This is a genomic window from Pedococcus sp. P2_A3, from assembly GCF_056405035.1.
The window spans coordinates 55,448-78,673 of the sequence record NZ_JBFUCW010000002.1; the positions used below are offsets into that span (position 1 = coordinate 55,448).

The 23,226-nt window shown below is 70.9% G+C and carries 25 protein-coding genes; 21 read left to right on the top strand and 4 right to left on the bottom strand.

Going from position 1 to position 23,226, the window contains the following annotated elements; genetic code table 11:
- The first annotated feature begins 31 nt into the window (after window positions 1-31).
- From AC1DX8_RS02260 to AC1DX8_RS02300, 9 genes are all read left to right on the top strand, one after another.
- A complete protein-coding gene (locus AC1DX8_RS02260) occupies window positions 32-793 on the top strand; it encodes a helix-turn-helix transcriptional regulator (RefSeq protein WP_477628278.1) in 762 nt (253 codons plus the stop codon).
- Complete coding sequence (gene sufB / locus AC1DX8_RS02265) at window positions 790-2,211, top strand: Fe-S cluster assembly protein SufB (RefSeq protein ID WP_477628279.1); 1,422 nt, start codon at window positions 790-792, stop codon at window positions 2,209-2,211. Before AC1DX8_RS02260 ends, sufB begins: the two co-directional genes overlap by 4 nt.
- Window positions 2,208-3,401, top strand: coding sequence for a Fe-S cluster assembly protein SufD (gene sufD, locus AC1DX8_RS02270; RefSeq protein ID WP_477628280.1), 1,194 nt, complete (start codon window positions 2,208-2,210; stop codon window positions 3,399-3,401). Before sufB ends, sufD begins: the two co-directional genes overlap by 4 nt.
- Window positions 3,398-3,754, top strand: coding sequence for a non-heme iron oxygenase ferredoxin subunit (locus tag AC1DX8_RS02275; RefSeq protein WP_477628281.1), 357 nt, complete (start codon window positions 3,398-3,400; stop codon window positions 3,752-3,754). Before sufD ends, AC1DX8_RS02275 begins: the two co-directional genes overlap by 4 nt.
- 64 nt (window positions 3,755-3,818) lie before the next feature.
- Window positions 3,819-4,577: a Fe-S cluster assembly ATPase SufC gene (sufC, locus tag AC1DX8_RS02280; protein WP_477628282.1), complete on the top strand. Its 759-nt coding sequence runs from the start codon at window positions 3,819-3,821 to the stop codon at window positions 4,575-4,577.
- A 29-nt stretch (window positions 4,578-4,606) separates the two neighbouring features.
- Entirely contained in the window at window positions 4,607-5,905 is a 1,299-nt protein-coding gene (locus AC1DX8_RS02285; RefSeq protein WP_477628283.1) for a SufS family cysteine desulfurase, read from the top strand.
- Window positions 5,905-6,381: a Fe-S cluster assembly sulfur transfer protein SufU gene (sufU, locus tag AC1DX8_RS02290; protein ID WP_477628284.1), complete on the top strand. Its 477-nt coding sequence runs from the start codon at window positions 5,905-5,907 to the stop codon at window positions 6,379-6,381. Before AC1DX8_RS02285 ends, sufU begins: the two co-directional genes overlap by 1 nt.
- A complete protein-coding gene (locus tag AC1DX8_RS02295; protein ID WP_056885213.1) occupies window positions 6,378-6,707 on the top strand; it encodes a metal-sulfur cluster assembly factor in 330 nt (109 codons plus the stop codon). Before sufU ends, AC1DX8_RS02295 begins: the two co-directional genes overlap by 4 nt.
- Window positions 6,708-6,736: 29 nt before the next feature.
- A complete protein-coding gene (locus AC1DX8_RS02300; RefSeq protein WP_477628285.1) occupies window positions 6,737-7,264 on the top strand; it encodes an acVLRF1 family peptidyl-tRNA hydrolase in 528 nt (175 codons plus the stop codon).
- Window positions 7,265-7,303: 39 nt separating this feature from the next.
- On the opposite strand, the gene ypfJ is transcribed toward AC1DX8_RS02300, so the two are convergent.
- Entirely contained in the window at window positions 7,304-8,230 is a 927-nt protein-coding gene (gene ypfJ, locus AC1DX8_RS02305; RefSeq protein ID WP_477628286.1) for a KPN_02809 family neutral zinc metallopeptidase, read from the bottom strand.
- 153 nt (window positions 8,231-8,383) lie between these two features.
- Here ypfJ and AC1DX8_RS02310 point away from each other — a divergent pair, with 153 nt between their 5' ends.
- From AC1DX8_RS02310 to AC1DX8_RS02355, 10 genes are all read left to right on the top strand, one after another.
- Window positions 8,384-9,985 (top strand): ABC-F family ATP-binding cassette domain-containing protein, encoded by a 1,602-nt coding sequence (locus tag AC1DX8_RS02310; protein WP_477628287.1) that lies wholly within the window; start codon window positions 8,384-8,386, stop codon window positions 9,983-9,985.
- Window positions 9,986-10,087: 102 nt separating this feature from the next.
- Window positions 10,088-11,764 carry a nitrite/sulfite reductase gene (locus tag AC1DX8_RS02315; RefSeq protein WP_477628288.1) on the top strand — a complete coding sequence of 559 codons (1,677 nt, stop codon included), beginning with the start codon at window positions 10,088-10,090 and terminating at the stop codon, window positions 11,762-11,764.
- Entirely contained in the window at window positions 11,761-11,967 is a 207-nt protein-coding gene (locus AC1DX8_RS02320; RefSeq protein ID WP_477628289.1) for a hypothetical protein, read from the top strand. The genes AC1DX8_RS02315 and AC1DX8_RS02320 overlap by 4 nt, the downstream gene beginning before the upstream one ends.
- The gene (locus AC1DX8_RS02325) at window positions 11,964-12,758 is read left to right on the top strand and encodes a phosphoadenylyl-sulfate reductase (protein ID WP_477628290.1); all 795 of its coding nucleotides are present in this window, start codon (window positions 11,964-11,966) and stop codon (window positions 12,756-12,758) included. Before AC1DX8_RS02320 ends, AC1DX8_RS02325 begins: the two co-directional genes overlap by 4 nt.
- Window positions 12,755-13,684, top strand: a complete 930-nt coding sequence (gene cysD, locus AC1DX8_RS02330; RefSeq protein ID WP_477628291.1) for a sulfate adenylyltransferase subunit CysD — start codon at window positions 12,755-12,757, stop codon at window positions 13,682-13,684. Before AC1DX8_RS02325 ends, cysD begins: the two co-directional genes overlap by 4 nt.
- Complete coding sequence (locus AC1DX8_RS02335; RefSeq protein WP_477628292.1) at window positions 13,684-15,042, top strand: sulfate adenylyltransferase subunit 1; 1,359 nt, start codon at window positions 13,684-13,686, stop codon at window positions 15,040-15,042. Before cysD ends, AC1DX8_RS02335 begins: the two co-directional genes overlap by 1 nt.
- Window positions 15,042-16,334: a uroporphyrinogen-III C-methyltransferase gene (gene cobA, locus AC1DX8_RS02340; protein WP_477628293.1), complete on the top strand. Its 1,293-nt coding sequence runs from the start codon at window positions 15,042-15,044 to the stop codon at window positions 16,332-16,334. The genes AC1DX8_RS02335 and cobA overlap by 1 nt, the downstream gene beginning before the upstream one ends.
- Window positions 16,335-16,343: 9 nt before the next feature.
- Window positions 16,344-17,048, top strand: a complete 705-nt coding sequence (locus tag AC1DX8_RS02345; protein WP_477628294.1) for a sirohydrochlorin chelatase — start codon at window positions 16,344-16,346, stop codon at window positions 17,046-17,048.
- Window positions 17,045-17,833, top strand: a complete 789-nt coding sequence (locus AC1DX8_RS02350; RefSeq protein WP_477628295.1) for an enoyl-CoA hydratase/isomerase family protein — start codon at window positions 17,045-17,047, stop codon at window positions 17,831-17,833. The genes AC1DX8_RS02345 and AC1DX8_RS02350 overlap by 4 nt, the downstream gene beginning before the upstream one ends.
- Before the next feature lie 103 nt (window positions 17,834-17,936).
- The gene (locus AC1DX8_RS02355; protein ID WP_477628296.1) at window positions 17,937-19,823 is read left to right on the top strand and encodes an ABC transporter ATP-binding protein; all 1,887 of its coding nucleotides are present in this window, start codon (window positions 17,937-17,939) and stop codon (window positions 19,821-19,823) included.
- A 12-nt stretch (window positions 19,824-19,835) separates the two neighbouring features.
- Here AC1DX8_RS02355 and AC1DX8_RS02360 read toward each other — a convergent pair whose 3' ends face one another.
- Window positions 19,836-20,630 carry an SURF1 family cytochrome oxidase biogenesis protein gene (locus tag AC1DX8_RS02360; RefSeq protein ID WP_477628297.1) on the bottom strand — a complete coding sequence of 265 codons (795 nt, stop codon included), beginning with the start codon at window positions 20,628-20,630 and terminating at the stop codon, window positions 19,836-19,838.
- A 32-nt stretch (window positions 20,631-20,662) separates the two neighbouring features.
- On the opposite strand from AC1DX8_RS02360, the gene moaA reads away from it, so the two are divergent.
- Window positions 20,663-21,709: a GTP 3',8-cyclase MoaA gene (gene moaA / locus AC1DX8_RS02365; protein ID WP_477628298.1), complete on the top strand. Its 1,047-nt coding sequence runs from the start codon at window positions 20,663-20,665 to the stop codon at window positions 21,707-21,709.
- Window positions 21,710-21,767: 58 nt separating this feature from the next.
- Here the strand turns inward: moaA and AC1DX8_RS02370 are convergent, their stop codons facing one another.
- Window positions 21,768-21,977, bottom strand: a complete 210-nt coding sequence (locus AC1DX8_RS02370; RefSeq protein ID WP_477628299.1) for a hypothetical protein — start codon at window positions 21,975-21,977, stop codon at window positions 21,768-21,770.
- Entirely contained in the window at window positions 21,977-22,297 is a 321-nt protein-coding gene (locus tag AC1DX8_RS02375; protein WP_477628300.1) for a DUF3099 domain-containing protein, read from the bottom strand. The genes AC1DX8_RS02370 and AC1DX8_RS02375 overlap by 1 nt, the downstream gene beginning before the upstream one ends.
- Window positions 22,298-22,429: 132 nt before the next feature.
- Here AC1DX8_RS02375 and fabG point away from each other — a divergent pair, with 132 nt between their 5' ends.
- Window positions 22,430-23,140 (top strand): 3-oxoacyl-[acyl-carrier-protein] reductase, encoded by a 711-nt coding sequence (fabG, locus tag AC1DX8_RS02380; RefSeq protein WP_477628301.1) that lies wholly within the window; start codon window positions 22,430-22,432, stop codon window positions 23,138-23,140.
- The last annotated feature ends 86 nt before the right edge of the window (window positions 23,141-23,226 follow it).

The window sequence follows — 23,226 nt, forward strand, 5'->3', positions numbered from 1 at the left end:
GGCCGGTGGGGATTTACGTAACATTCGTGTTGTGAATATCCGGACCGCCTCGGTGTCGCCCGCTGTGGCGACCCCTGACGTGCCGCTGGTGCTCGAGTCGCGCACCCGCGACCGGGTGCTCCAGGCGATCAGCGAGCTCGGCCCGATCACCGCGGCGACCCTGGCCGACGACCTCGGCCTCACGGCACCGGCCGTGCGCCGCCACCTCGAGAACCTCGAGGAGGCCGGCCTGATCGCCGCGCGTGAGCCGGCCCCCGGCATCCGCGGTCGCGGCCGCCCGGCGCGTTCGTTCGTGCTCAGCGAGGCCGGCCACCACGCCCTCGAGTCCGACTACGACCACCTCGCCACCGAGGCGCTCCGCTTCCTCGCGCAGGAGGCCGGCGAGGCTGCCGTGCGCCGCTTCGCCGAGAGCCGGGTCGCCGAGGTCGAGACCCGGTATGCCGCGCAGCTCGCCGCTGCGGGCCCCGACACCGCGGCCCGCGTCGACGTCCTCGTCGCCGCCCTGACCCGCGACGGGTTCGCCGCCTCGGCCCGCCCGGTGGGGGAGCCCGGCTCCACGAGCCCGTTCACCGGCATACAGCTCTGCCAGGGGCACTGCCCCGTCCAGGACGCGGCCAGGGAATTTCCCGCGTTCTGTGACGCTGAGACTGATGCGTTCTCGCGGTTGCTGGGCGTGCACGTGCAGCGCCTTGCCACGCTCGCCCACGGCGACCACGTGTGCACCACGTTCATCCCCACCGGTAAGCCATCCACCACACCTGTGAACTCAACAGAAGGGTCGTCCACGCGATGAGCACCCACATCGAGGAGCTGAACCCGGGTCTGAAGGACCTGGGCCGCTACGAGTACGGCTGGGCCGACAGCGACACCGCTGGCGCGACCGCCAAGCGTGGCCTCAACGAGGACGTCGTCCGCGACATCTCCGGTCGCAAGAGCGAGCCGCAGTGGATGCTCGACCTGCGGCTGAAGTCCCTGCGCCTCTTCGGCAAGAAGCCGATGCCCAACTGGGGCAGCGACCTCACCGGCATCGACTTCCAGAACATCAAGTACTTCGTGAAGTCCACCGAGAAGCAGGCGACCAGCTGGGACGAGCTGCCTGAGGACATCAAGAACACCTACGACCGCCTGGGCATCCCCGAGGCCGAGAAGCAGCGCCTCGTCTCCGGTGTGGCGGCGCAGTACGAGTCGGAGGTCGTCTACCACCAGATCCGCGAGGACCTGGAGGAGAAGGGCGTCATCTTCGTCGACACCGACACCGGCCTGCGCGAGCACGAGGACCTGTTCCGCGAGTACTTCGCGTCGGTCATCCCCGCCGGTGACAACAAGTTCGCGGCCCTCAACACCGCGGTCTGGTCGGGTGGCTCGTTCATCTACGTGCCCCCGGGCGTCCACGTCGACATCCCGCTGCAGGCCTACTTCCGGATCAACACCGAGAACATGGGCCAGTTCGAGCGCACCCTGATCATCGCCGACGAGGGCTCGTACGTGCACTACGTCGAGGGCTGCACCGCGCCGATCTACAAGTCCGACTCGCTGCACTCCGCGGTCGTCGAGATCGTCGTGAAGAAGAACGCCCGCGTCCGCTACACGACCATCCAGAACTGGTCCAACAACGTCTACAACCTCGTCACCAAGCGGGCGACCGCCGCCGAGGGCGCGACGATGGAGTGGATCGACGGCAACATCGGGTCGAAGGTGACCATGAAGTACCCGGCCGTCTTCCTGCTCGGCGAGCATGCCAAGGGCGAGACGCTGTCGATCGCCTTCGCGGGCGAGGGCCAGCACCAGGATGCCGGCGCCAAGATGGTCCACGCGGCCCCGAACACCTCCAGCACCATCGTCTCCAAGTCGGTGGCCCGCGGCGGCGGACGCACGTCCTACCGCGGACTGGTGCAGATCCTCGAGGGTGCGCACGGCTCCCGGTCCAGCGTCGTGTGCGACGCGCTGCTCGTCGACACCATCAGCCGCTCCGACACCTACCCCTACGTCGACATCCGCGAGGACGACGTGACGATGGGGCACGAGGCGACCGTCTCCAAGGTGTCCGAGGACCAGATGTTCTACCTCATGTCCCGCGGGATGACCGAGGAGGAGGCCATGGCCATGATCGTGCGCGGGTTCGTCGAGCCCATCGCGCGCGAGCTGCCCATGGAGTACGCCCTCGAGCTGAACCGCCTGATCGAGCTTCAGATGGAAGGAGCAGTGGGTTGAGCCTGCTGGCCCAGAAGACCCCCACCGACGACTCCCACACCGACTCCGTCGCTGCGTTCGTCCCAGACCAGTCGCGAGCCGAGCGCAAGACCTCGTATGCCGTGGACGACTTCGCCGTGCCCGGTGGCCGTGAGGAGGAGTGGCGGTTCACCCCGGTCGACCGGCTCTCGTCGCTGTTCCAGGTCGCCCCGACCGACACCGCCAAGGTCTCGGTCGACGTGCAGGCCCCGGCCGGCGTGACGCTGTCGGAGGTCGACCCCCGGTCGTCCGGCGTGCTCGTACCCGCCGACCGTGCCTCCGTGGTCGCGTGGGCCGGCGAGGCCCGGGCGACGCGGGTGAGCATCCCCGCCGAGGCCGAGCTCACCGAGCCGGTGCGCATCACCATCACGGCCACCGACCTCGCGCGCGTGAACGGCCACCTGGTCGTCGACGCCGGGCACCACAGCAAGGCCACCGTCGTCCTGACGCACCGCGGCTCGGCCGAGTGCGGGGCGAACGTCGAGATCAAGGTCGGCGACGGCGCCGACCTCACCTTCGTGACCGTGCAGGAGTGGGACGACGACGCCCTCCACGTCAGCCAGAACGACGCCCTCATCGGTCGTGACGCCCACCTGCGCCACATCGCGGTGACGCTCGGCGGCGAGATCGTCCGGGTGTCCACGAACGCGCGCTACGCGGGCCCCGGCGGCTCGTTCGAGGGTCTCGGCGTCTACTTCGCCGACGCCGGGCAGCACCAGGAGCACCGTCTCTTCGTCGACCACGAGGCGCCCCACTGCCACTCGAACGTCGAGTACAAGGGCGCCCTCCAGGGCGACACGGCCCACACCGTCTGGGTCGGCGACGTCCTCATCCGCGCCAGCGCCGAGGGCACCGACACCTACGAGCTCAACCGCAACCTCGTCCTCACCGAGGGCGGTCGCGCCGACTCGATCCCGAACCTCGAGATCGAGACGGGCGAGATCGTCGGCGCCGGGCACGCGTCGGCCACCGGTCGCTTCGACGACGAGCAGCTGTTCTACCTGCAGGCCCGCGGCATCCCCGAGGACGTCGCCCGCCGCCTGGTCGTCCGTGGCTTCTTCGCGAGCATCGTCGCGCGGATCGGCGTGCCGGAGATCTCCGAGCACCTGATGGAGGTCATCGACGCCGAGCTCGGCGCGGTGCCCGGCATCGCCACCGAGGACGTCGCGTGAGCGCCGTCCCGGAGACCGTCACCGACGACGTCGACTTCGTGCGGGTCTGCCGAGTCGACGAGCTACCTGCTGTCGGCGCTGCGGCTGCCGACATCTTCGGGCACGTCGTGGCCATCGTGCGCACCCGTGAGGGCGACCTCTACGCGGTCGACGACACCTGCAGCCACGCCAACGTCTCGCTCTCCGAGGGTGAGCTCGAGGGGACCACGCTCGAGTGCTGGCTGCACGGCTCGCGGTTCGACGTCCGCACCGGCGAGCCGTCCGGGCCGCCTGCCACGGCCCCCATCGACGTCTACCCGGTCAAGGTCGAGAACGGCGACGTCTTCGTCGGCACGACGCCGATGAACGCCTGACGAACCGAAACCCCCAGCATTCCGACCAGCTGAATTCCCAACAGACATTGAGGAACGAGTAACCATGGCAACACTTGAGATTCGTGGCCTGACCGTCACCGTGGACGTGGAGGAGGGCACCAAGGAGATCCTGCGCGGCGTCGACCTGACCGTGAAGTCGGGCGAGACCCACGCGATCATGGGTCCGAACGGTTCGGGCAAGTCCACGCTGGCCTACTCGATCGCCGGGCACCCGAAGTACACCGTCACCGGCGGTACCGTGACCCTCGATGGCGAGGACGTGCTGGCCATGAAGGTCGACGAGCGGGCCCGCGCCGGACTGTTCCTCGCGATGCAGTACCCCGTCGAGGTCCCCGGCGTGACGGTGAGCAACTTCCTGCGCACCGCCAAGACCGCGATCGACGGCCAGGCGCCGAAGCTGCGCACCTGGGTCAAGGACATGAAGGGCTCGATGGACGCCCTGCGCATGGACCCCGCCTTCGCCGAGCGCAACGTCAACGAGGGCTTCTCCGGCGGCGAGAAGAAGCGCCACGAGATCCTCCAGATGGAGCTGCTCAAGCCCAAGATCGCGATCCTCGACGAGACCGACTCCGGCCTCGACGTCGATGCGCTGCGGATCGTGTCCGAGGGTGTCAACCGGGCCAAGGAGGGCACCGACGTCGGCGTCCTGCTCATCACGCACTACACGCGCATCCTGCGCTACATCAAGCCCGACTTCGTGCACGTCTTCGTCGACGGCAAGATCGTCGAGGAGGGTGGTCCCGAGCTGGGCGACCGCCTCGAGGCCGAGGGCTACGACCGCTACCTCGCCACCCAGGCCTGAGCGCCACGCCCAGCCACGCGGCACACCTGATGAGCGAAACGACCTTCAGCGACGAGGAGCTGGCCCAGATCCGGGCCGGGTTCCCGATCCTGTCGCGCACCGTGCGTGACGGGAAGCCGCTGGTCTACCTCGACTCCGGGGCCACGTCGCAGCGGTATGCCGGCGCGCTCGACGCCGAGCGCGCCTTCAGCGAGCAGGTCAACAGCGCCGTGCACCGCGGTGCCCACCAGCTCAGCGAGGAGGCCACCGACGCCTACGAGGGTGCCCGGGCGAAGGTGGCCAGGTTCGTCGGGGGAGTCGACGAGGAGGTGGTGTTCACCAAGAACGCCACCGAGTCGCTGAACCTCGTGGCCTACGCCTTCTCCAACTCGGTGGCCGGCCAGGCCAAGGACCCCCGCCTCGACCTGCACGAGGGCGACGAGATCCTCATCACCGAGATGGAGCACCACGCCAACCTCGTGCCGTGGCAGGAGCTGGCCCGCCGTACCGGGGCGACCCTGCGCTGGGTCGGGGTCACCGACGACGGCCGGCTCGACCTCGAGGGCGTCAACGGACCCGCGCTCGACGAGCTGCTGACCGAGCGCACGAAGGTCTTCGCGTTCACCCACGTCTCCAACGTGCTCGGCACCATCAACCCCGTGCGCGAGCTCACCGCAGCCGCCCGGGCTGTCGGGGCGCTCACGGTCCTCGACGCCTGCCAGTCGGCGCCACACCTGCGGCTCGACGTGGCCGACCTCGGGGTCGACTTCGCCGCCTTCTCGGGTCACAAGATGTTCGGTCCCACCGGGGTCGGTGCACTCTGGGGTCGCAGTGAGCTGCTGCACGCCATGCCGCCGTTCATCACCGGTGGCTCGATGATCGAGACGGTCCGCATGGAGGCGACCACCTACGCCCCGCCGCCCCAGCGCTTCGAGGCCGGCTCGCCCAACTCGGCGCAGGCCGTGGGTCTGGGTGCCGCCATCGACTACCTCGACGAGCTCGGCCTCGAGCGCATCGCCGCCCACGAGCACGCCCTGACCGAGCGCCTGCTGGGCGGGCTGGCGGAGCGGTCGTGGGTGCGCGTCGTCGGACCGGCCGAGGCGGTCGACCGCGTGGGCGCCGTGGCCTTCGACGTGCAGGGCGTGCACGCCCACGACGTCGGGCAGGTGCTCGACGACGAGGGCGTCGCCGTCCGGGTGGGTCACCACTGCGCGTGGCCGCTGCACCGCCGGATGGGCGTCACTGCGACGACCAGGGCCACGCTGGCTGCCTACAACACGTCCGCCGAGGTCGACACCATGCTCGGCGCGCTCGACCGCGTGCCGCAGATCTTCGGGGTGGCGAGCTGATGGACCTCTACCAGGAGCTCATCCTCGAGCACTCGAAGCGACCGCACCACGCCGGTCTCCGCGAGCCCTTCGGCGCCCAGGTGCACCACGTCAACCCCACCTGCGGCGACGAGGTCACCCTGCGGGTGCAGGTCGAGGGCCGCGGCCCCGACGCCGTGGTCCGCGACATCTCCTACGACGCCCTGGGCTGCTCCATCTCGACGGCCTCCACCAGCGTGCTGGCCGAGGAGGTCATCGGGCACACCGTGGCCGAGGCGATGACGACCCACGAGGCGATGCGCGCCATGCTCACCTCCAAGGGTGCGGACCCCGGTGACGAGGAAGTCATCGGTGACGGGGTGGCCTTCGCCGGCGTGAGCAGGTACCCAGCGCGAGTCAAGTGTGCTCTGCTGGGATGGATGGCCTTCACCGACGCGTTGCACCAAGCAGGCCACGACACCACCAGAAGCACCACGACCAGCAAGGACGAGTCATGAGCGACACCACCACTGCCACCCCCAACGTCGCTGACGTCGAAGAGGCCATGCGCGACGTCGTCGACCCCGAACTCGGCATCAACGTGGTCGATCTCGGCCTCGTCTACGGCATCACCGTCGACGCCCAGAAGCACGCGGTCCTCGACATGACCCTCACCTCGGCAGCCTGCCCGCTGACCGACGTGATCGAGGACCAGACGGCGCAGGCCCTCGAGGGCCTGGTCGCCTCCTACCGCGTCAACTGGGTGTGGATGCCGCCGTGGGGACCCGACAAGATCACCGACGACGGCCGCGAGCAGCTGCGCGCCCTCGGCTTCAACCTCTGAGCCATCCACCTCACCGACCGGGCCGCCCGGTGACCACCCGCGTGGTGGAGGTCGCGCCCGAGCGCCTCGAGGGCTGGCTCGAGCGGTTCGCGGCCAACAACGCTGATCGCGAGTCGCCGCAACGCGTCACGGCGCGCGACGAGTTCGTGCACGACCCTCTGGGCGTGCTCCTGATCCGTCGCGGTGGGTATGCCGTCGGGCTGGCCCGGGGTCCCTCGTTCAGCGACTCGAAGGTGGGCAGACGGCACGTCCAGTCGCGCACGGCGGCGGGTGGCTGGTCGCAGCAACGCTTCGCGCGACGCCGCGGCAACCAGGCCGACGAGCTGGTCCGCGCGGTGGCCGAGCACACCCTGCGGATCCTGCCGCGCGGCATACCGCGGGGTCTGGTCGTGGGGGGCGACAAGGCGCTCGTGCGCGCGGTCCTCGACGACCCGCGGCTGGCGCACCTCGACGAGCTCCCACGGCGCGAGCTCTACGACCTGCCTGACCCGAGGCGTGCCGTCCTCGAGGAGGCCCTCAAGCGTGGGCGTTCGGTTCGGGTCAGCATCGAGGACTGACATCGAGGTGTCGGGCGGACGGGGCCGCCCGTACGTGGACTACTCGACGGTGTCAGGGCTCAGCGTGTCGCACTGGTTGAGGTCGCCCGTCTTGTAGCCGGTGGTGAACCACTTCTGGCGCGCGGCCGCCGAGCCGTGGGTCCACGACTCCGGGCTGACCCGGCCCTGGGTCTTCTCCTGGATGCGGTCGTCTCCGACCGAGGAGGCGGCCGACAAGGCGTCCTTGATGTCCTGGTCCGTCAACGGCTTCAGGAAGGCGACCTCGCCGCCGTTGGTGCTCTGGCCCTTGGTCTCGGTGGCGTGGTTGGCCCAGACGCCGCCGAGGCAGTCGGCCATCAGCTCGATGCGGACGCCGCCGCTCTGCTCGCCCTTGGGGTCCTTCTGTGCCTCGTCCAGCAGGCCGAGGATGTCCTGGACGTGGTGGCCGTACTCGTGGGCCACGACGTACTCCTGGGCCAGCGGGCCACCGCTCGAGCCGAACTGGTCGGTGAGGATCTTGAAGAAGCTGGCGTCGATGTAGACCTGCTTGTCGAGCGGGCAGTAGAACGGGCCGACCTGGTTGCTCGCGGTGCCGCACGCCGACTGCGTCGAGCCGTTGTAGAGGATCGTCTTCGCAGGGGTGTACTCGCGCTTGTACTTCGGCAGCTCCTGCGACCAGAACGTGTTCACCGCCAGGACGGTGGCCTTGACGCGGCAGGCGTCGCTCTTGTTGGCGTCCGCCCCGGTCTTGCAGTTGGCGAGCTCGGAGTCCTGCTCGGTGCCGCCGGGCTGGACCTGGCCCTGGTCGCTGCTGCCACCACCGGGGTTCGTGGGGAGGTCGCTCGGGTTGATGCCGAAGATGAGCGCGATGATCAGGAGGATGATCCCGCCGACGCCTCCGCCGACCACCATGCCGCCGGGGCCGCCACCGCTGCCGCCGGACCCGACCTGGGAGCCGCCGATGTTGACGTCGTCGTTGAAGCTCATCTGGCCTCCGCGTTCGTGGGTGCGTCGCTGCCTGGTGCAGCTGTCCCGGGTGGGCAACCGTGCAAGTTAGACTAGTGATCTCAGCCCCTGAGCGGCGCATCCGCAAATCGTCGGAGCGCCCCCACCCCCGCCTGTGATGTCTGGAGTTCCGTCGTGATTGCCGCCAGTGGGATCGAGCTGCGCGCTGGGTCCAGGCTCCTGCTCGACGGTGCGACGTTCCGCATCGCTGCCGGAGACCGGGTCGGGCTGGTGGGCCGCAACGGCGCCGGCAAGACCACGCTCACGAAGGTGCTCGCCGGTCAGGGTCAGCCTGCGGCGGGCTCGGTGACCTCGACCGGTGAGGTGGGTTACCTGCCCCAGGACCCGCGCACCGGTGACCTGCACGTGCTGGCCCGCGACCGCATCCTGTCCGCCCGCGGCCTCGACCGGATCATCGCGCAGATGCGCGAGGCCGAGGCGGCGATGGCCAGTGCCGACGACGACACCCGCGACAAGGCGATGCGCCGCTACTCCCGTCTGGAGGGCGAGTTCACCGCCCAGGGCGGGTATGCCGCGGAGTCCGAGGCCGCGACGATCGCCAGCGCGCTCTCCCTGGAGGAGCGGGTGCTCGGGCAGCCGCTGGCGACGCTCTCCGGTGGTCAGCGCCGCCGCGTCGAGCTGTCCCGGATCCTCTTCTCCGGCGCCGCGACGCTGTTGCTCGACGAGCCCACCAACCACCTCGACGCCGACTCGATCGGCTGGCTGCGCGACTACCTCAAGGGGTACCAGGGTGGGTTGGTGGTGATCAGCCACGACGTCGAACTGCTCGACGCCGTCGTCAACCGGGTGTTCCACCTCGATGCCAACCGCGCCGAGCTCGACCTCTACAACGTCGGCTGGAAGCCCTACCTCCAGCAGCGCGAGACCGACGAGCGGGCCCGCAAGCGGGAGTACGCCAACGCGACCAAGAAGGCCGCCGCCCTGATGGAGCAGGCCGAGAAGATGCGGGCCAAGGCCACCAAGGCCGTCGCCGCCCAGAACATGATCAAGCGCGCCGAGCGGATGCTCGCCGGCGTCGAGGGGGAGCGGACCAGCGACAAGGTGGCCAAGCTGCGGTTCCCCGACCCCGCTCCCTGTGGAAGGACGCCACTGCGCGCCTCGGGACTCTCGCGCTCCTACGGCAGCCAGGAGGTCTTCACCGACGTGGACCTGGCCATCGACCGTGGGTCGCGGGTCGTGGTGCTGGGCCTCAACGGCGCCGGCAAGACCACGCTGCTGCGCATGCTCGCCGGGGCCGACCAGCCCGACACGGGACAGGTGGAGCCCGGCCACGGCCTCAAGCTCGGCTACTACGCCCAGGAGCACGAGAACCTCGACGTCTCCCGCACCGTGCTGGCCAACATGAAGTCGGCCGCGCCCGACTCGTTCGGTGAGACCGAGGTCCGCAAGGTGCTGGGGTCGTTCCTGTTCAGCGGCGACGACGTCGACAAGCCGGCCAGCGTGCTCTCCGGTGGCGAGAAGACCCGTTTGTCGCTGGCCATGCTGGTGGTCTCCAGCGCCAACGTGCTCCTGCTGGACGAGCCCACCAACAACCTCGACCCGGCGTCGCGCGAGGAGATCCTCGGCGCGCTGCGCACCTACAAGGGAGCAGTCGTGCTCGTCACGCACGACGAGGGCGCGGTCGAGGCGCTGGAGCCCGAGCGGATCCTGCTGCTGCCCGACGGCGTCGAGGACCACTGGGGCCAGGACTACCTCGACCTCATCTCGCTGGCCTGAGGCTCCCGAACCGGCCGCGCGGCATACCCACTGACTTGGTGGGGATTCCGGTCGGATAATGGACGGTTATGCAATGCATAAGCGAACGGGCAGAATGGTGGGGTGACGCAGACCCCCACCCGTCCCCAGCGGCAGGCCGGCAAGGCCACCGGCGCCTGGGCCGACGGCGACCGCACGCCACTGAACGCCAACGAGGAGTTCAAGCAGGCCGATGACGGCCTCAACGTGCGAGCCCGCATCGAGGAGGTCTACTCCAAGGAGGGCTTCGCCAGCATCCCCGGCGAGGACCTGCGGGGTCGCATGCGGTGGTGGGGCCTCTACACCCAGCGCAAGCCCGGTATCGACGGCGGGAAGACCGCGACCCTCGACCCGAGCGAGCTCGACGCGGAGTACTTCATGCTGCGCGTCCGCAGCGACGGCGGGGCGCTCGACGCCGACCAGCTGCGCACGGTCGCCGAGATCAGCCGGGAGTTCGCCCGCGACACCGCCGACGTGACCGACCGCCAGAACATCCAGCTGCACTGGATCCGCGTGGAGGACGTGCCCGAGATCTGGCAGCGCCTGGAGGGGGTTGGCCTGACCACCGCCGAGGCATGCGGCGACACCCCGCGGGTCATCCTCGGGTCGCCGGTCGCGGGCATCGCGGCCGACGAGGTGCTCGACGGCACGCCCGCCGTGCGTCAGATCCTGGACCGCTACATCGGCAGCCCGGAGTTCTCCAACCTGCCCCGCAAGTTCAAGACCGCGATCTCGGGCAGCCCCAGCCTCGACGTCGCCCACGAGGTCAACGACATCTCCTTCGTCGGGGTCGAGCACCCCGAGCACGGTCCCGGGTTCGACGTCTGGGTCGGCGGCGGCCTCTCCACCAACCCGATGTTCGCCCAGCGCCTGGGCGTCTGGGTCCCGCTCGAGGATGTCCCCGACGTCTGGAAGGGCGTCGTCTCGATCTTCCGCGACTACGGCTACCGCCGGCTGCGCAACCGCGCCCGGCTGAAGTTCCTCATGGCCGACTGGGGTGCCGAGAAGTTCCGCGACGTCCTCCAGACCGAGTACCTCAAGCGCGTGCTCGTCGACGGCCCGCCGCCGCCGGCGCCCAGCGCACACCGCCGCGACCACGTCGGCGTGCACCCCCAGCAGGATGGCAACTTCTGGGTCGGCGTCGCCCCCGTCGCCGGCCGCGTCAGCGGCACCACCCTGTATGCCGTCGCCGAGCTGGCGGCGAAACACGGCTCGGGTCGCGTGCGGCTCACCGCCCACCAGAAGCTGCTCGTGCTCGACGTGCCGCAGAAGGAGGTCGCCGCGCTGACCGCGTCGCTGGACGAGCTCGGCCTCCCCGCAGCCCCGAGCGAGTGGCGCCGCGGCCTGATGGCGTGCACCGGCATCGAGTTCTGCAAGCTGGCCCTGGTCGAGACGAAGGCTCGGGCCCACACCGTCATCGCCGAGATGGAGCGCCGCCTGCCCGACTGGGACGTGCCGTTCTCCATCCACCTCAACGGATGCCCCAACTCGTGCGCCCGCACCCAGGTCGCCGACGTGGGCCTCAAGGGCATGGTGCAGACCGACGACGACGGCAACCTGGTCGAGATCTTCCAGGTGCACCTCGGGGGTGGGCTGGGCACCGAGCCACAGCTCGCCCGCAAGACCCGCGCGCTGAAGGTCCGGGCCGAGGACCTGCCTGACTACGTGGAGCGCCTCGCCGGTCGCTTCGTCGCCCAGCGTGAGGGTGACGAGTCGTTCGCGCACTGGGCCCACCGCGCCGAAGAGGACGACCTGCGATGAGCGACAGTCCCCGCGCCAGCATCATCTACTACTGCCCGTTCTGCGCCGAGGAGGACCTGCGTCCTGTCGAGGAGCCTCGCGGCGCATGGCGCTGCAACGCGTGCGCCCGGGTCTTCACCGTGCAGATGGCCAGCCTCGACACCACCCGCATCCCGGGTCGTCTGCGTGAGGAAGCCGAGCTCCGGGGAGGGGTGCAGCCATGAGCACGACGAACAGCGACCCGACCCTTGAGGTCGCCACCGAGCCGCGAGTAGCCGAGCCGCGCGCCGCCGAGGAGCTCAAGGCCCTGGCGCAGGCGGGCGAGGAGCACTTCGGCGCGCTGGAGGCGCAGGGCGACGCCGCGGCATACGAGCAGCGCGTGGAGCTGGCGCGAGCGGCGCTGCGCTGGGCCCGGGAGACCTTCGGTGAGCACCTCACGGTGGCGTCGTCGATGGGTGACGAGGTGCTCGTGCACCTCGTCGGGACGACCATCCCGGGGGCCGACGTGTTCTTCCTCGACACCGGCTACCACTTCGTCGAGACGCTGGGCACCCGCGACGCCTACGAGGCCATGCTGCCGCTGAAGATCCGCACCATCCTGCCGTTGCTGACCGTTGCGCAGCAGGACGCCGAGTACGGCGCCAAGCTGCATGACCGCGACCCGAACGCCTGCTGCGCCATGCGCAAGGTGGAACCGCTCAACCGCGCCCTGTCGACCCACGAGGCGTGGGTCACCGGCATGCGCCGGGTGGATGCGCCGACCCGCACCGACATCGGCATCGTCGGGTGGGACGACAAGCGGGGGATGGTCAAGCTGAACCCGATCGCGGGCTGGACCGACGACGACGTGGATCGCTACGTGGCGGAGCACGGCGTCTTCCTCAACCCGTTGCGCCAGGAGGGCTACGCCTCGATCGGCTGCGCCCCCTGCACCCGACCCGTCGCGGAGGGCGAGGACGCCAGGGCCGGTCGCTGGGCCGGCCAGGACAAGACCGAATGCGGGCTGCACACATGACGACGACTGCTGCGCGGGCGCTGCCCGACCACTTCACCCTCGACCACCTCGACCACCTCGAGTCCGAGGCCATCCACATCTTCCGTGAGGTGGCGGGGGAGTTCGAGCGACCGGTCATCCTGTTCTCGGGTGGCAAGGACTCGGTCGTCATGGTCCACCTGGCCCTCAAGGCCTTCGCGCCGGCCCAGCTGCCGTTCGCCCTCCTCCACGTCGACACCGGGCACAACTTCCCCGAGGTCCTCGACTACCGCGATGCCACCGTCGAGCGGCTCGGGGTGCGGCTCGTCGTCGCCCACGTGCAGGACTACATCGACGACGGTCGGCTCCGTGAGCGACCGGACGGCACCCGCAACCCCCTGCAGACCGTCCCGCTGCTCGACGCCATCGAGGCCGGGAAGTTCGACGCCGTGTTCGGCGGAGGTCGACGCGACGAGGAGAAGGCTCGCGCCAAGGAGCGCGTGTTCAGCTTGCGTGACTCGTTCGGCGCCTGGGACCCGCGGCGGCAGCGGCCGGAGCTCTGGGACCTCTACAACGGCAAGCACGCGCCCGGAGAGCACGTCCGGGTCTTCCCGCTGTCCAACTGGACCGAGCTCGACGTCTGGCGCTACATCGAGCGGGAGGGGATCGCCCTCCCCGACCTCTACTACGCCCACGAGCGCGAGGTGTTCGCGCGCGATGGCATGTGGCTCGCGGCCGGTGACTGGGGTGGCCCCAAGGACTCCGAGCAGGTGGAGCGCCGGCTGGTCCGCTACCGCACCGTCGGCGACATGAGCTGCACCGGTGCGGTCGACTCCGAGGCGACCGACGTGGCCGGGGTCATCCTCGAGCTCGCGGCGTCCCGCCTCACCGAGCGTGGCGCAACCCGCGCGGACGACCGGATGTCGGAGGCCGCCATGGAGGACCGGAAGAAGCAGGGGTACTTCTGATGACTGCGACCCGTGAGGCGGATGCTGCCGTGACCCTCGCCACCGCTGACGACCAGGCGCCCGCCCACCGCCACGACCTGCTCAGGCTCGCGACGGCCGGCTCGGTCGACGACGGAAAGTCCACCCTCGTGGGTCGACTGCTCTACGACACCAAGTCGGTCCTCGCCGACCAGCTCGACGCCGTCGAACGGGTCAGCCGCGAGCGGGGGCTGGACGCTGCCGACCTCGCCCTGCTGACCGACGGCCTGCGCGCCGAGCGCGAGCAGGGCATCACCATCGACGTCGCCTACCGCTACTTCTCGACGGCGACCAGGTCCTACGTGCTGGCCGACACCCCGGGACACGTGCAGTACACCCGCAACATGGTCACGGGTGCGTCCACGGCCGAGCTGGCCCTGATCCTCATCGACGCCCGCCACGGTGTCGTGGAGCAGACCCGACGCCACCTCGCGGTCACCGGGCTGCTCGGCGTGCGCCACGTCGCGGTGGCCGTCAACAAGATGGACCTCGTGGAGTGGTCGCAGGAGAGGTTCGACGCCATCGTGGCCGAGTTCCTCCGCCACGCAACGCGATTCGGCATCGAGGACGTCGTGGCCGTGCCCGTCTCAGCCCTCTTCGGCGACAACGTGGTCGACCGCAGCGACCGGGCCGGCTGGTACACCGGCCCCACGCTGCTCGAGCACCTGGAGGCCGTGCCGGTCGGCACCGACCCGTCCGCCCAGCCGCTCCGCATGCCGGTGCAGTACGTCATCCGTCCGCAGAGTGCGGAGCACCGCGACTACCGCGGGTATGCCGGGCGGCTGGCGTCCGGGGTCGTGCGCCCCGGCGACGAGGTGACCGTCCTGCCCGGCGGCGGCCGCACCACGGTCGCGGGCATCGACCGGGCCCGGGCCGACGGTTCGCTCGAGTCGCTCGACGTGGCGTTCGCGCCACAGTCGGTGGTGCTCCGGCTGGCCGACGACCTCGACGTGTCGCGGGGAGACCTGCTGGCCTCGGCCGACGAGCCGAGCCTCACGACCCGCAGCCTGTCCGGCACCGTGGCGGTGCTGTCCGAGCGTCCGCTGCGACAGCGCGACCGGGTGCTGCTCAGGGTCGGCACCCGCACCGTGCGAGCCCTCGTCGACGATGTCGTGGACCAGCTCGACATCGCGACCATGGAGCAGCGGACGGCACCAGATGGCTTGGCACTCAACGCGATCGGACGGGTCCGACTGCGGCTGGCAGACGACGTCGCCATCGACGACTACCGCGCACTGCGCCGCACCGGTGCCTTCCTGCTGATCGACGACGCCGACGGTTCGACTCTGGCCGCGGGCATGGCCGACGCGCCGGACCGCAGCATCGGTGAGGGCATCTGATGGGTTCGCCGTCGTACCCCCTCACCCTCGACCTCACAGGTCGCCGGGTCGTCGTGGTCGGCGGGGGGCCGGTCGCGGCCCGCAGGGCTGCCGGGCTCGTGCAGGCTGGTGCGGTCGTCGACGTCATCGCCCCCTTCGTCTGCGAGGACCTTGCGGCCCTTGCCTCAGACGGCAGGGTCGCGTGGGTGGCCCGCGACTACCTCCCCGGTGACCTGACCCTGAGGGACCGGGCGTTCGAGCCCGCCTGGCTGGTGCACACCGCGACCGGAGACCCTCGGGTCGACGCCCAGGTCTCCGGTGAGGCGCTTGACGCACGCATCTGGTGCGTCCGGGCCGACGACGCCGCGGCCTCCAGTGCGTGGACCCCAGCAGTCGCGCGGGGAGCCACCGGCACCGCCAGCGAAGGACTCACCGTCGCGGTGAGCGCCGGTGCCGACCCCCGACGCGCCGTTGCCGTCCGCGATGCCGTCCTGGCCGCTCTCGACAGCGGAAGCCTCCCCGTGCGCCGGGTCAGGTCCCTGCCACCCACCGACGGCGGCGCCGCGGGCGCGACCGTGGGCCGGGTCGCCCTCGTCGGCGGCGGTCCGGGCGCCGACGACCTCATCACCGTGCGCGGCCGGGCCCTCCTGGCCGCGGCCGACGTCGTCGTCACCGACCGGCTCGGTCCGCGTGGACTGCTGGCCACCCTGGGCTCCGACGTCGAGGTCGTCGACGTCGGCAAGACACCGGGCCACCACCCGGTCAGCCAGGAGCGCATCAACGAGCTCCTGGTCCACCACGCCCGGCTGGGGAAGCGGGTGGTGCGGCTCAAGGGCGGCGACCCCTTCGTGCTCGGGCGGGGTGGCGAGGAGGCCCTGCACTGCCTCGCCGAGGGGGTGCCCGTCGAAGTCGTCCCCGGGGTGACCTCGGCCGTCTCCGTGCCTGCGGCAGCCGGCATTCCCGTCACCCACCGGGGGGTCGCGGCCTCGTTCGTCGTCGCGTCGGCCCACGAGGGCGCCGACCACGTTCTGGCTGCGGCCGCCGATGCCGCGCCCGACGCGACGCTCGTCCTCCTGATGGGCGTCACCCGGCTCGCCGAGACCGCAGCGGCGCTCATCGCGGCCGGGCGACCGTCCGACACGCCGGTCGCCCTCGTCGAGCGTGGCTGGACTCCTGAGCAGCGCACGACCACCACCACCCTCGCCACCGCTGCGGTCGACGCGGTCGCCGCCGGCGTCCGCGCCCCAGCGGTAGTGGTGATCGGTCAGGTTGTCGCCCTGCGAGAGCGCCTCGGCGACCTCGCGGGGGAGTAGCGTCACGGCGTGACCACCGACACCGACATCGTCCTGCTGGCGCACGGGTCGCCGGACCCGCGGCACGCCCAGGGCGTCGAGACCCTCGCCACCCACGTGCGCGAGCTGGCTCCGCACCGCACGGTGCACACGGCATACCTCGACCACCACGGGCCCAACGCGACCGAGGCGGGCGCCGACCTCGGGGAACGCGTCGTCGTCGTTCCCGTGCTCGTCACGCCCGCCTACCACGCCAAGGTCGACGTGCCCGCGGCCGTGGGCGAGCTCGCGGCTGCGTCGGGTTCGTCGGTGACGCTCGCCGCCCCGCTGGGCCCGCACGAGCTGCTGCTCGAGGCCGTGGAGGAGCTGCTCGCGGCAGAAGGAATCACACCGGACCCCACCACCGCCGTGCTGCTGTATGCCGCGGGGTCGAGCGACAGCGAAGCCGTCGCCACCGTGGGCCACACCATCGCCGAGCACCCGCGTGAGGGGTGGGGCCCGTGGGGTGTCGCGGCCCTGGATGGCGGGTCGACCCTCGAGCAGGTCCTGCGACGCCTGCCCGACGAGGTCGAGCGCACCGTGGCCGTGTCGTTCATGGTGGCCGAGGGGATCTTGCGCGACCGGATGGCGCAGCAGTGCGGCCGGGCCGGCGTGTCCATGGTCCCGGGTGCCCTGGCCCACACGTCGGCCGCGGCACAGCTCGTGCTCGAACGGGCGGATAGCCTGCCTGCGTGACTGACGCAGCCCAGCCCCACCCGCACCTGTCCGTCGCCCGCGACGGGGCCGTCCTCACGGTGAGCCTGGACCACCCGCAGCGGCGAAACGCGCAGACCCCCAGCCTGTGGCTGGCGCTGGCTGACCTCGCCGCCGGCCTCGACCCGGACGTGAGGGTCGTCGTGCTCCGGGGGGAGGGTCCGTCGTTCTCCGCCGGTCTCGACCGGGCGATGCTGGCCCCCGGAGGGGTGCCCGGGGAGACCGACATGATCGCGATGGCGGCCGAGAGCGCAGAGGCCGCCGCCGACACCATCGAGGCCTTCCAGCGTGGCTTCTCCGCCTGGGCCGAGGTGCCCGCCGTCGTCGTGGCCGCGGTGCAGGGCCACGCGATCGGCGCGGGCTTCCAGCTCGCCCTGGCGGCCGACCTGCGCGTCGTGGCCGACGACGTGCAGTTCGCCATGCGCGAGACCTCGCTGGGGCTGGTGCCCGACCTGGGCGGTACCGGTCCGCTCGTCGCCCTCGTCGGCGTGGCCCGTGCCCTCGAGATCTGCGCCACCGGCAGGTTCGTGGGAGCCGCCGAGGCCGTGGCCATGGGCCTGGCCAACCTGGCCGTCCCCGCGGGCGCGCTCGAGGAGACCACCGCAGACCTCGTGGCCGCCCTCCTCGCGGCCCCGGAGGCGGCCCTGCGCGAGGTCAAGCCCCTCCTGCGCAGCGCGGTGGGTGCGGAGCGCGAGGGCCAGCTGCGGCGCGAGCGCGAGGCGCAGGGTCGGCTGCTGCACGGCATCGCGCGGTCGTTGGCCGGTTGAGCAGCGGTTCCGCGCTGGGCGCAATGTCAGTGGCCGCGCCCATCATGGGGAATGCGTCGTCGCCCGGACGGCGTTCCACGGCCGTGAGCAGAGGAGACGCCCGATGAGCCATTCAGGCTGGATGGCCATGCGGTCGCTGACGCGTGACGACTCGGTCAAGGACCGCAAGCTCGCGCCCGGCACCGCTCGCCGGGTCGCGTCCTACGCCCGGCCGTTCCGTCGCGAGATCGGGCTGTTCCTCGTCCTGGTCGTCATCGACTCGGCGCTGGTCGTGGCCACGCCGCTGCTGCTCAAGGAGCTGATCGACAAGGGCATCACGCCGCGCGACCGTGGCGTCGTCATCGAGCTCGCCCTCGTGGTGGCAGCCCTGGCCGTCGTCAGCGGGCTGCTGAGCCTCGTCGAGCGCTGGTTCTCGAGCCGCATCGGTGAGGGCCTGATCTATGCCCTGCGCACCGAGGTGTTCTCCCACGTGCTGCGACAGCCGATCGCCTTCTTCACCCGCGCCCAGACCGGCGCCTTGGTGAGCCGGCTCAACAGCGACGTCATCGGCGCCCAGCAGGCGTTCACGTCGGTGCTGTCCAGCGTCGTGAGCAACGTCGTCTCGCTGGTGCTGATCATCGCCACCATGGCGACCCTCTCGTGGCAGCTGACCCTCGCGTCCCTGGCCCTGGTGCCCTTCTTCCTGCTCCCGGCCCGGCTCATGGGCCGACGGCTGGCGGGGCTGACCCACGCCCAGATGGGCCTCAACGCCGATCTCGGCTCCCGGATGACGGAGCGGTTCAACGTGGCCGGCGCGCTGCTCGTCAAGCTCTTCGGCGAGCCCCGGCGCGAGGACCGTGAGTATGCCGCGCAGGCCGCAGGGGTCCGCGACATGGGCGTCCGGATCGCGCTCAACCGCAGCATCTTCTTCGTCGCCCTCACCCTCGTGGCGTCGTTGGCGACCGCGATGGTCTACGGCTTCGGCGGGCTGATGGCCGTCAGTGGTTCGCTCACCGTCGGCACGCTGCTCGCCCTCACCGCCCTGCTGGCGCGGCTCTACGGACCACTCACCTCGCTGTCCAACGTGCGGGTCGACGTCATGACCGCGCTCGTGTCGTTCGAGCGGGTGTTCGAGGTGCTCGACCTCCAGCCCCTGGTCACCGAGCGCGCCGACGCCCGACCGATCCCGGCGGGCCCGGTCCGGGTCGAGCTGTCGGGCGTGGCCTTCCGCTACCCCTCGGCCGACGAGGTGTCGCTGGCGTCGCTCGAGAGCGTCGCGACCGGCGACCGCAAGGGTGGGGGAGTCGTGCTCAGGGATGTCGGGTTCGTGGCCGAGCCGGGCCAGCTGGTGGCCCTGGTCGGACCCAGCGGGGCCGGCAAGACCACCATCACCTCCCTCCTGGCCCGCCTCTACGACCCCTCGACCGGGTCGGTCCGCATCAACGGCGTCGACCTGCGGGAGGCCACCCTGGAGTCCGTGACCCGCACCGTCGGGATGGTGACCCAGGAGGCGCACCTGTTCCACGACACCATCCGCGCCAACCTCAGGTATGCCGCTCCGGACGCCACCGACGACCAGCTGGTCGAGGCGCTCAAGGCCGCCCAGGTGTGGTCGCTGGTGGGGTCGCTGCCCGAGGGCCTCGACACCGTCGTGGGTGACCGCGGGCACCGCCTGTCCGGGGGAGAGAAGCAGCGGCTGGCCCTGGCCCGACTGCTGCTCAAGGGGCCCGGCCTGCTCGTCCTCGACGAGGCCACCGCCCACCTCGACAGCGAGTCCGAGGCTGCCGTGCAGCGTGCGCTCGACACGGCGCTCGACGGGCGGACGGCGATCGTCATCGCCCACCGGCTCTCGACCGTTCGCGGCGCCGACCAGATCCTCGTGGTGGATAACGGTCGGATCGTCGAGCGGGGCACGCACCGTGAGCTGATCGAGCGGGGCGGGCTCTACAACGACCTCTACACCACGCAGTTCGCCGACCAGGAGAACCGCAGCAGCGACGTCCCCGCCTGAGGACTGCCCGGCTCAGCCGTCCTCTTCGTCCCAGATGCGGACCTTCTTGCGCGGGACCGGAGTCCCTTCAGCCGGCTCCTCGAGTCCCTCGAGGTACTCACGCCGGGCCCCGAACCACACCAGGACGAAGCCCGCGACCATGCCCAGCCACCACTGGAACGCGTACGCCTGGTGGGGGCCGAGGTCGGTGTCCGGGGCCTCGAGGGCCGTCGGCCGGGCGGGGGCCGTCCCGTCCGGAAGTCGTTCGACCTCGAGGATGACGTAGGCGCCGAGCAGCGGCCTGCCGACCTGGCTGCTGGCCTCCGCCAGGTTGATGCTGGCGAGCTGGCCGCGCGGAAGGGTCTTGCCCAGCGACGGCTCGGAGCGACGCAGCCATCCGGTCACCCTCACGTCCCCGGTCGGTGCCGGCACGACGTCGGGGAGCGTCTCGGCCGTCTGGGCGTTCTGCACCCACCCGCGGTCGACGAGCACGGTGCCGCCGGAGGCGTCCTCGAACGGCACCAGCACCTCGTATCCGTAGGTGCCGTTGAACGGACGGTTCCGGACGAGGAGGGTGGCGTCCGCGGCATACCGGCCCTGCATGGTGACGCGGGTCCACTCGAGCGACAGCGGCAGGGGAGCGGAGCTGAGCACGTCGGCCACCGGCTGGGGCTTCGCGTCGTAGTGGCTGTGGATCCGGTCGGCCCGCGCCGCCTTGGCTTCGTAGCGGTGCCACTGCCACTGCCCGAGGAAGAACGCGGCCACGGCGAAGGCCAGGGCGACCCCAAGGGCACCCAGCCACCGACGCGATGTGAGCACCCTGACCACTGCTTCACGGTACCCGGCTTAGGCTAGGGGTCATGACCGGCCTTCCCTTCCCCAGCGTGCGCGCTGACGCGCGTGCTCCAGCAGGGACCGTCGGTCTGCCCGACCAGCTCGGCCGGGTGGCGCGCGACCTGCGCGTCTCGGTGACCGACCGGTGCAACCTGCGGTGCCGTTACTGCATGCCCGCCGAAGGTCTGCCGTGGCTGGCCAAGCCGGAGATGCTCACCGACGACGAGCTCGTCCGTGTCATCGGGGTGTTCGTCGGGCTGGGGGTCCAGCAGATCCGGCTGACGGGAGGGGAGCCCCTGCTGCGCAGGTCGCTGGTCGACGTCGTGCGACGGGTCGCGGCCCTCGAGCCACGGCCCCGGATCGCCATGACCACCAACGGCATCGGACTCGATCGGCTGGCCCAGCCGCTGGCCGACGCCGGACTCGACCGCGTCAACGTCAGCCTCGACACGATCGACCCGAAGGAGTTCGCCGACCTGACCCGGCGCGACCGGCTCCACGACGTCGAGCTGGGGCTCAAGGCTGCTGCCGCGGCCGGGCTCACCCCCGTCAAGGTCAACGCCGTGGCGATGCGCGGCATCAACGACCACTCGGTGGCCGACCTGCTGCAGTGGTGCCTCGACCGTGGCTACGAGCTGCGGTTCATCGAGCAGATGCCGCTCGACGCCCAGCATGGCTGGGACGCCTCGACGATGATCAGCGCCGACGAGATCCGGGAGCGCCTCAGCGAGCGGTTCGAGCTCACGCCCCTCCCTGCCGCCGACCGGGGCAGCGCCCCTGCCGAGCGGTTCCTCGTCAACGGTGGACCCGTCACGGTGGGCATCATCGCCAGCGTGAGTGCACCGTTCTGCGCGGCGTGTGACCGCACCCGCCTCACCGCCGACGGGCAGGTGCGCAACTGCCTGTTCTCGCAGAAGGAGACCGACCTGCTCACCCCCCTGCGTGAGGGAGCCAGCGACGAGGAGCTCGGCGCGCTCATCCAGGGCGAGATGTGGCGCAAGCTCCCCGGGCACGGCATCGGGACGGCCGACTTCGTGCAGCCCGACCGGCCGATGTCGGCCATCGGCGGCTGACCGACCGACGCAGGCAAAGTCAGCCGGCCGTGTCAGCCGGCCGTGTCAGCCGGCCGTGTCAGCCGGCCGTGTCTGGGATCGAGTCCGCAGCCACGGTCTCCTTGAGGAAGCCGCGGATGGACAGGAACTCGCCCAACGACGTGCGGTGCTCGTCGCAGGCCAGCCAGACCTTGCGTCGCTCCGGCGTGTGCAGCGACGGGTTGTTCCACAGGTGGGCCCACGTGGCCGTGTTGCGGCAGGCCTTCGCGCTGCAGACCAGCGACTCCATCAACGGCCGATCTGCTCGGGGCCGTCGCCCCGCGGTGTCACCGGCGCCGACGATCCCGGCAGCCGCGGTCGCACAGCGTTGGCCAGGACCACGGCCACGTACGGCAGCAGGATCGCGGCGACGGCGAAGCTGCCCCAGAGCCACCACGGTGCTCCCTTGGTGGCGGTGACGGCCGCGAGGATGAAGCACGCGGTGCGGATGCCCATGGTCACGAGGTAGCGCCGGATCCGGCCGGCCTGCTCCTCGGCCAGCGACTCCGGCACCGACGTGACCGACTGCACGACGGGCTCGTCGTGACGGTGGCGGTGAAGTCGTGGCACATGTCCACGATAGGCGTCCTCGGATGCGGCGTACCCATGGGTAGTCGATAAGGTCGCGACGGAGGCGCAGCGTGGGTGGGCGCCGGCCCGGACGCAGTCGTCGAGAAGCCCGTCAAGAACCGGAGGACATCCATGGCAGGTCGCAACGTGCTGGTCACCGGCGGCAACCGCGGCATCGGTCTCAGCATCGCCACCGCCCTGGTGGAGGCCGGCGACAACGTGGTCATCACCCACCGTTCGGGCGAGCCACCCGAGGGCCTGCGCGGCGTCAAGTGCGAGGTGACCGACTCGGCATCCGTCGACCAGGCCTTCACCGAGGCCGAGGAGCTCCTGGGCGGCCCCGTCGAGGTGCTCGTGGCCAACGCGGGGGTCACCCGCGACACGCTGCTCATGCGGATGTCCGACGAGGACTTCGACGTCGTCATCGACACCAACCTCGCCGGAGCCTTCCGGTGTGCCAGGCGGGCGGTGAAGGGCATGATCAAGCAACGCAAGGGCCGGATCATCTTCATCTCCAGCGTGGTCGGGCTCTACGGCTCACCCGGGCAGACCAACTACTCCGCCAGCAAGGCCGGTCTCGTGGGACTGGCCCGGTCCATCTCCCGGGAGCTGGGTGGACGTGGCATCACCGCCAACGTCGTCGCACCCGGCTTCATCGAGACCGACATGACCGCGGACCTGCCCGAGGAGCGCAAGAAGGCCTACCAGGCGACCATTCCCGCCGGCCGGTTCGCCCAGCCGGAGGAGGTCGCGGCGGCCGTCCGCTTCCTGGCCGGCGACGACGCGGCATACATCACCGGCGCGGTGATCCCCGTCGACGGCGGGCTCGGCATGGGGCACTGAGCCCCTCCCCGGCCACCACCCCACAGCCCCATCACACGCCACACCGCCCATCACGCCACACAGCCCATCACGCCACACAGCGAAAG

Coding starts and splice junctions, on each gene's coding strand:
- sufB (WP_477628279.1), top strand. CDS start 790: ATGAGCACCCACATCGAGGAGCTGAACCCGGGTCTGAAGGACCTGGGC.
- sufC (WP_477628282.1), top strand. CDS start 3,819: ATGGCAACACTTGAGATTCGTGGCCTGACCGTCACCGTGGACGTGGAG.
- AC1DX8_RS02285 (WP_477628283.1), top strand. CDS start 4,607: ATGAGCGAAACGACCTTCAGCGACGAGGAGCTGGCCCAGATCCGGGCC.
- sufU (WP_477628284.1), top strand. CDS start 5,905: ATGGACCTCTACCAGGAGCTCATCCTCGAGCACTCGAAGCGACCGCAC.
- AC1DX8_RS02295 (WP_056885213.1), top strand. CDS start 6,378: ATGAGCGACACCACCACTGCCACCCCCAACGTCGCTGACGTCGAAGAG.
- ypfJ (WP_477628286.1), bottom strand. CDS start 8,230: ATGAGCTTCAACGACGACGTCAACATCGGCGGCTCCCAGGTCGGGTCC.
- AC1DX8_RS02320 (WP_477628289.1), top strand. CDS start 11,761: ATGAGCGACAGTCCCCGCGCCAGCATCATCTACTACTGCCCGTTCTGC.
- AC1DX8_RS02325 (WP_477628290.1), top strand. CDS start 11,964: ATGAGCACGACGAACAGCGACCCGACCCTTGAGGTCGCCACCGAGCCG.
- cysD (WP_477628291.1), top strand. CDS start 12,755: ATGACGACGACTGCTGCGCGGGCGCTGCCCGACCACTTCACCCTCGAC.
- AC1DX8_RS02335 (WP_477628292.1), top strand. CDS start 13,684: ATGACTGCGACCCGTGAGGCGGATGCTGCCGTGACCCTCGCCACCGCT.
- cobA (WP_477628293.1), top strand. CDS start 15,042: ATGGGTTCGCCGTCGTACCCCCTCACCCTCGACCTCACAGGTCGCCGG.
- AC1DX8_RS02355 (WP_477628296.1), top strand. CDS start 17,937: ATGAGCCATTCAGGCTGGATGGCCATGCGGTCGCTGACGCGTGACGAC.
- moaA (WP_477628298.1), top strand. CDS start 20,663: ATGACCGGCCTTCCCTTCCCCAGCGTGCGCGCTGACGCGCGTGCTCCA.
- AC1DX8_RS02370 (WP_477628299.1), bottom strand. CDS start 21,977: ATGGAGTCGCTGGTCTGCAGCGCGAAGGCCTGCCGCAACACGGCCACG.
- fabG (WP_477628301.1), top strand. CDS start 22,430: ATGGCAGGTCGCAACGTGCTGGTCACCGGCGGCAACCGCGGCATCGGT.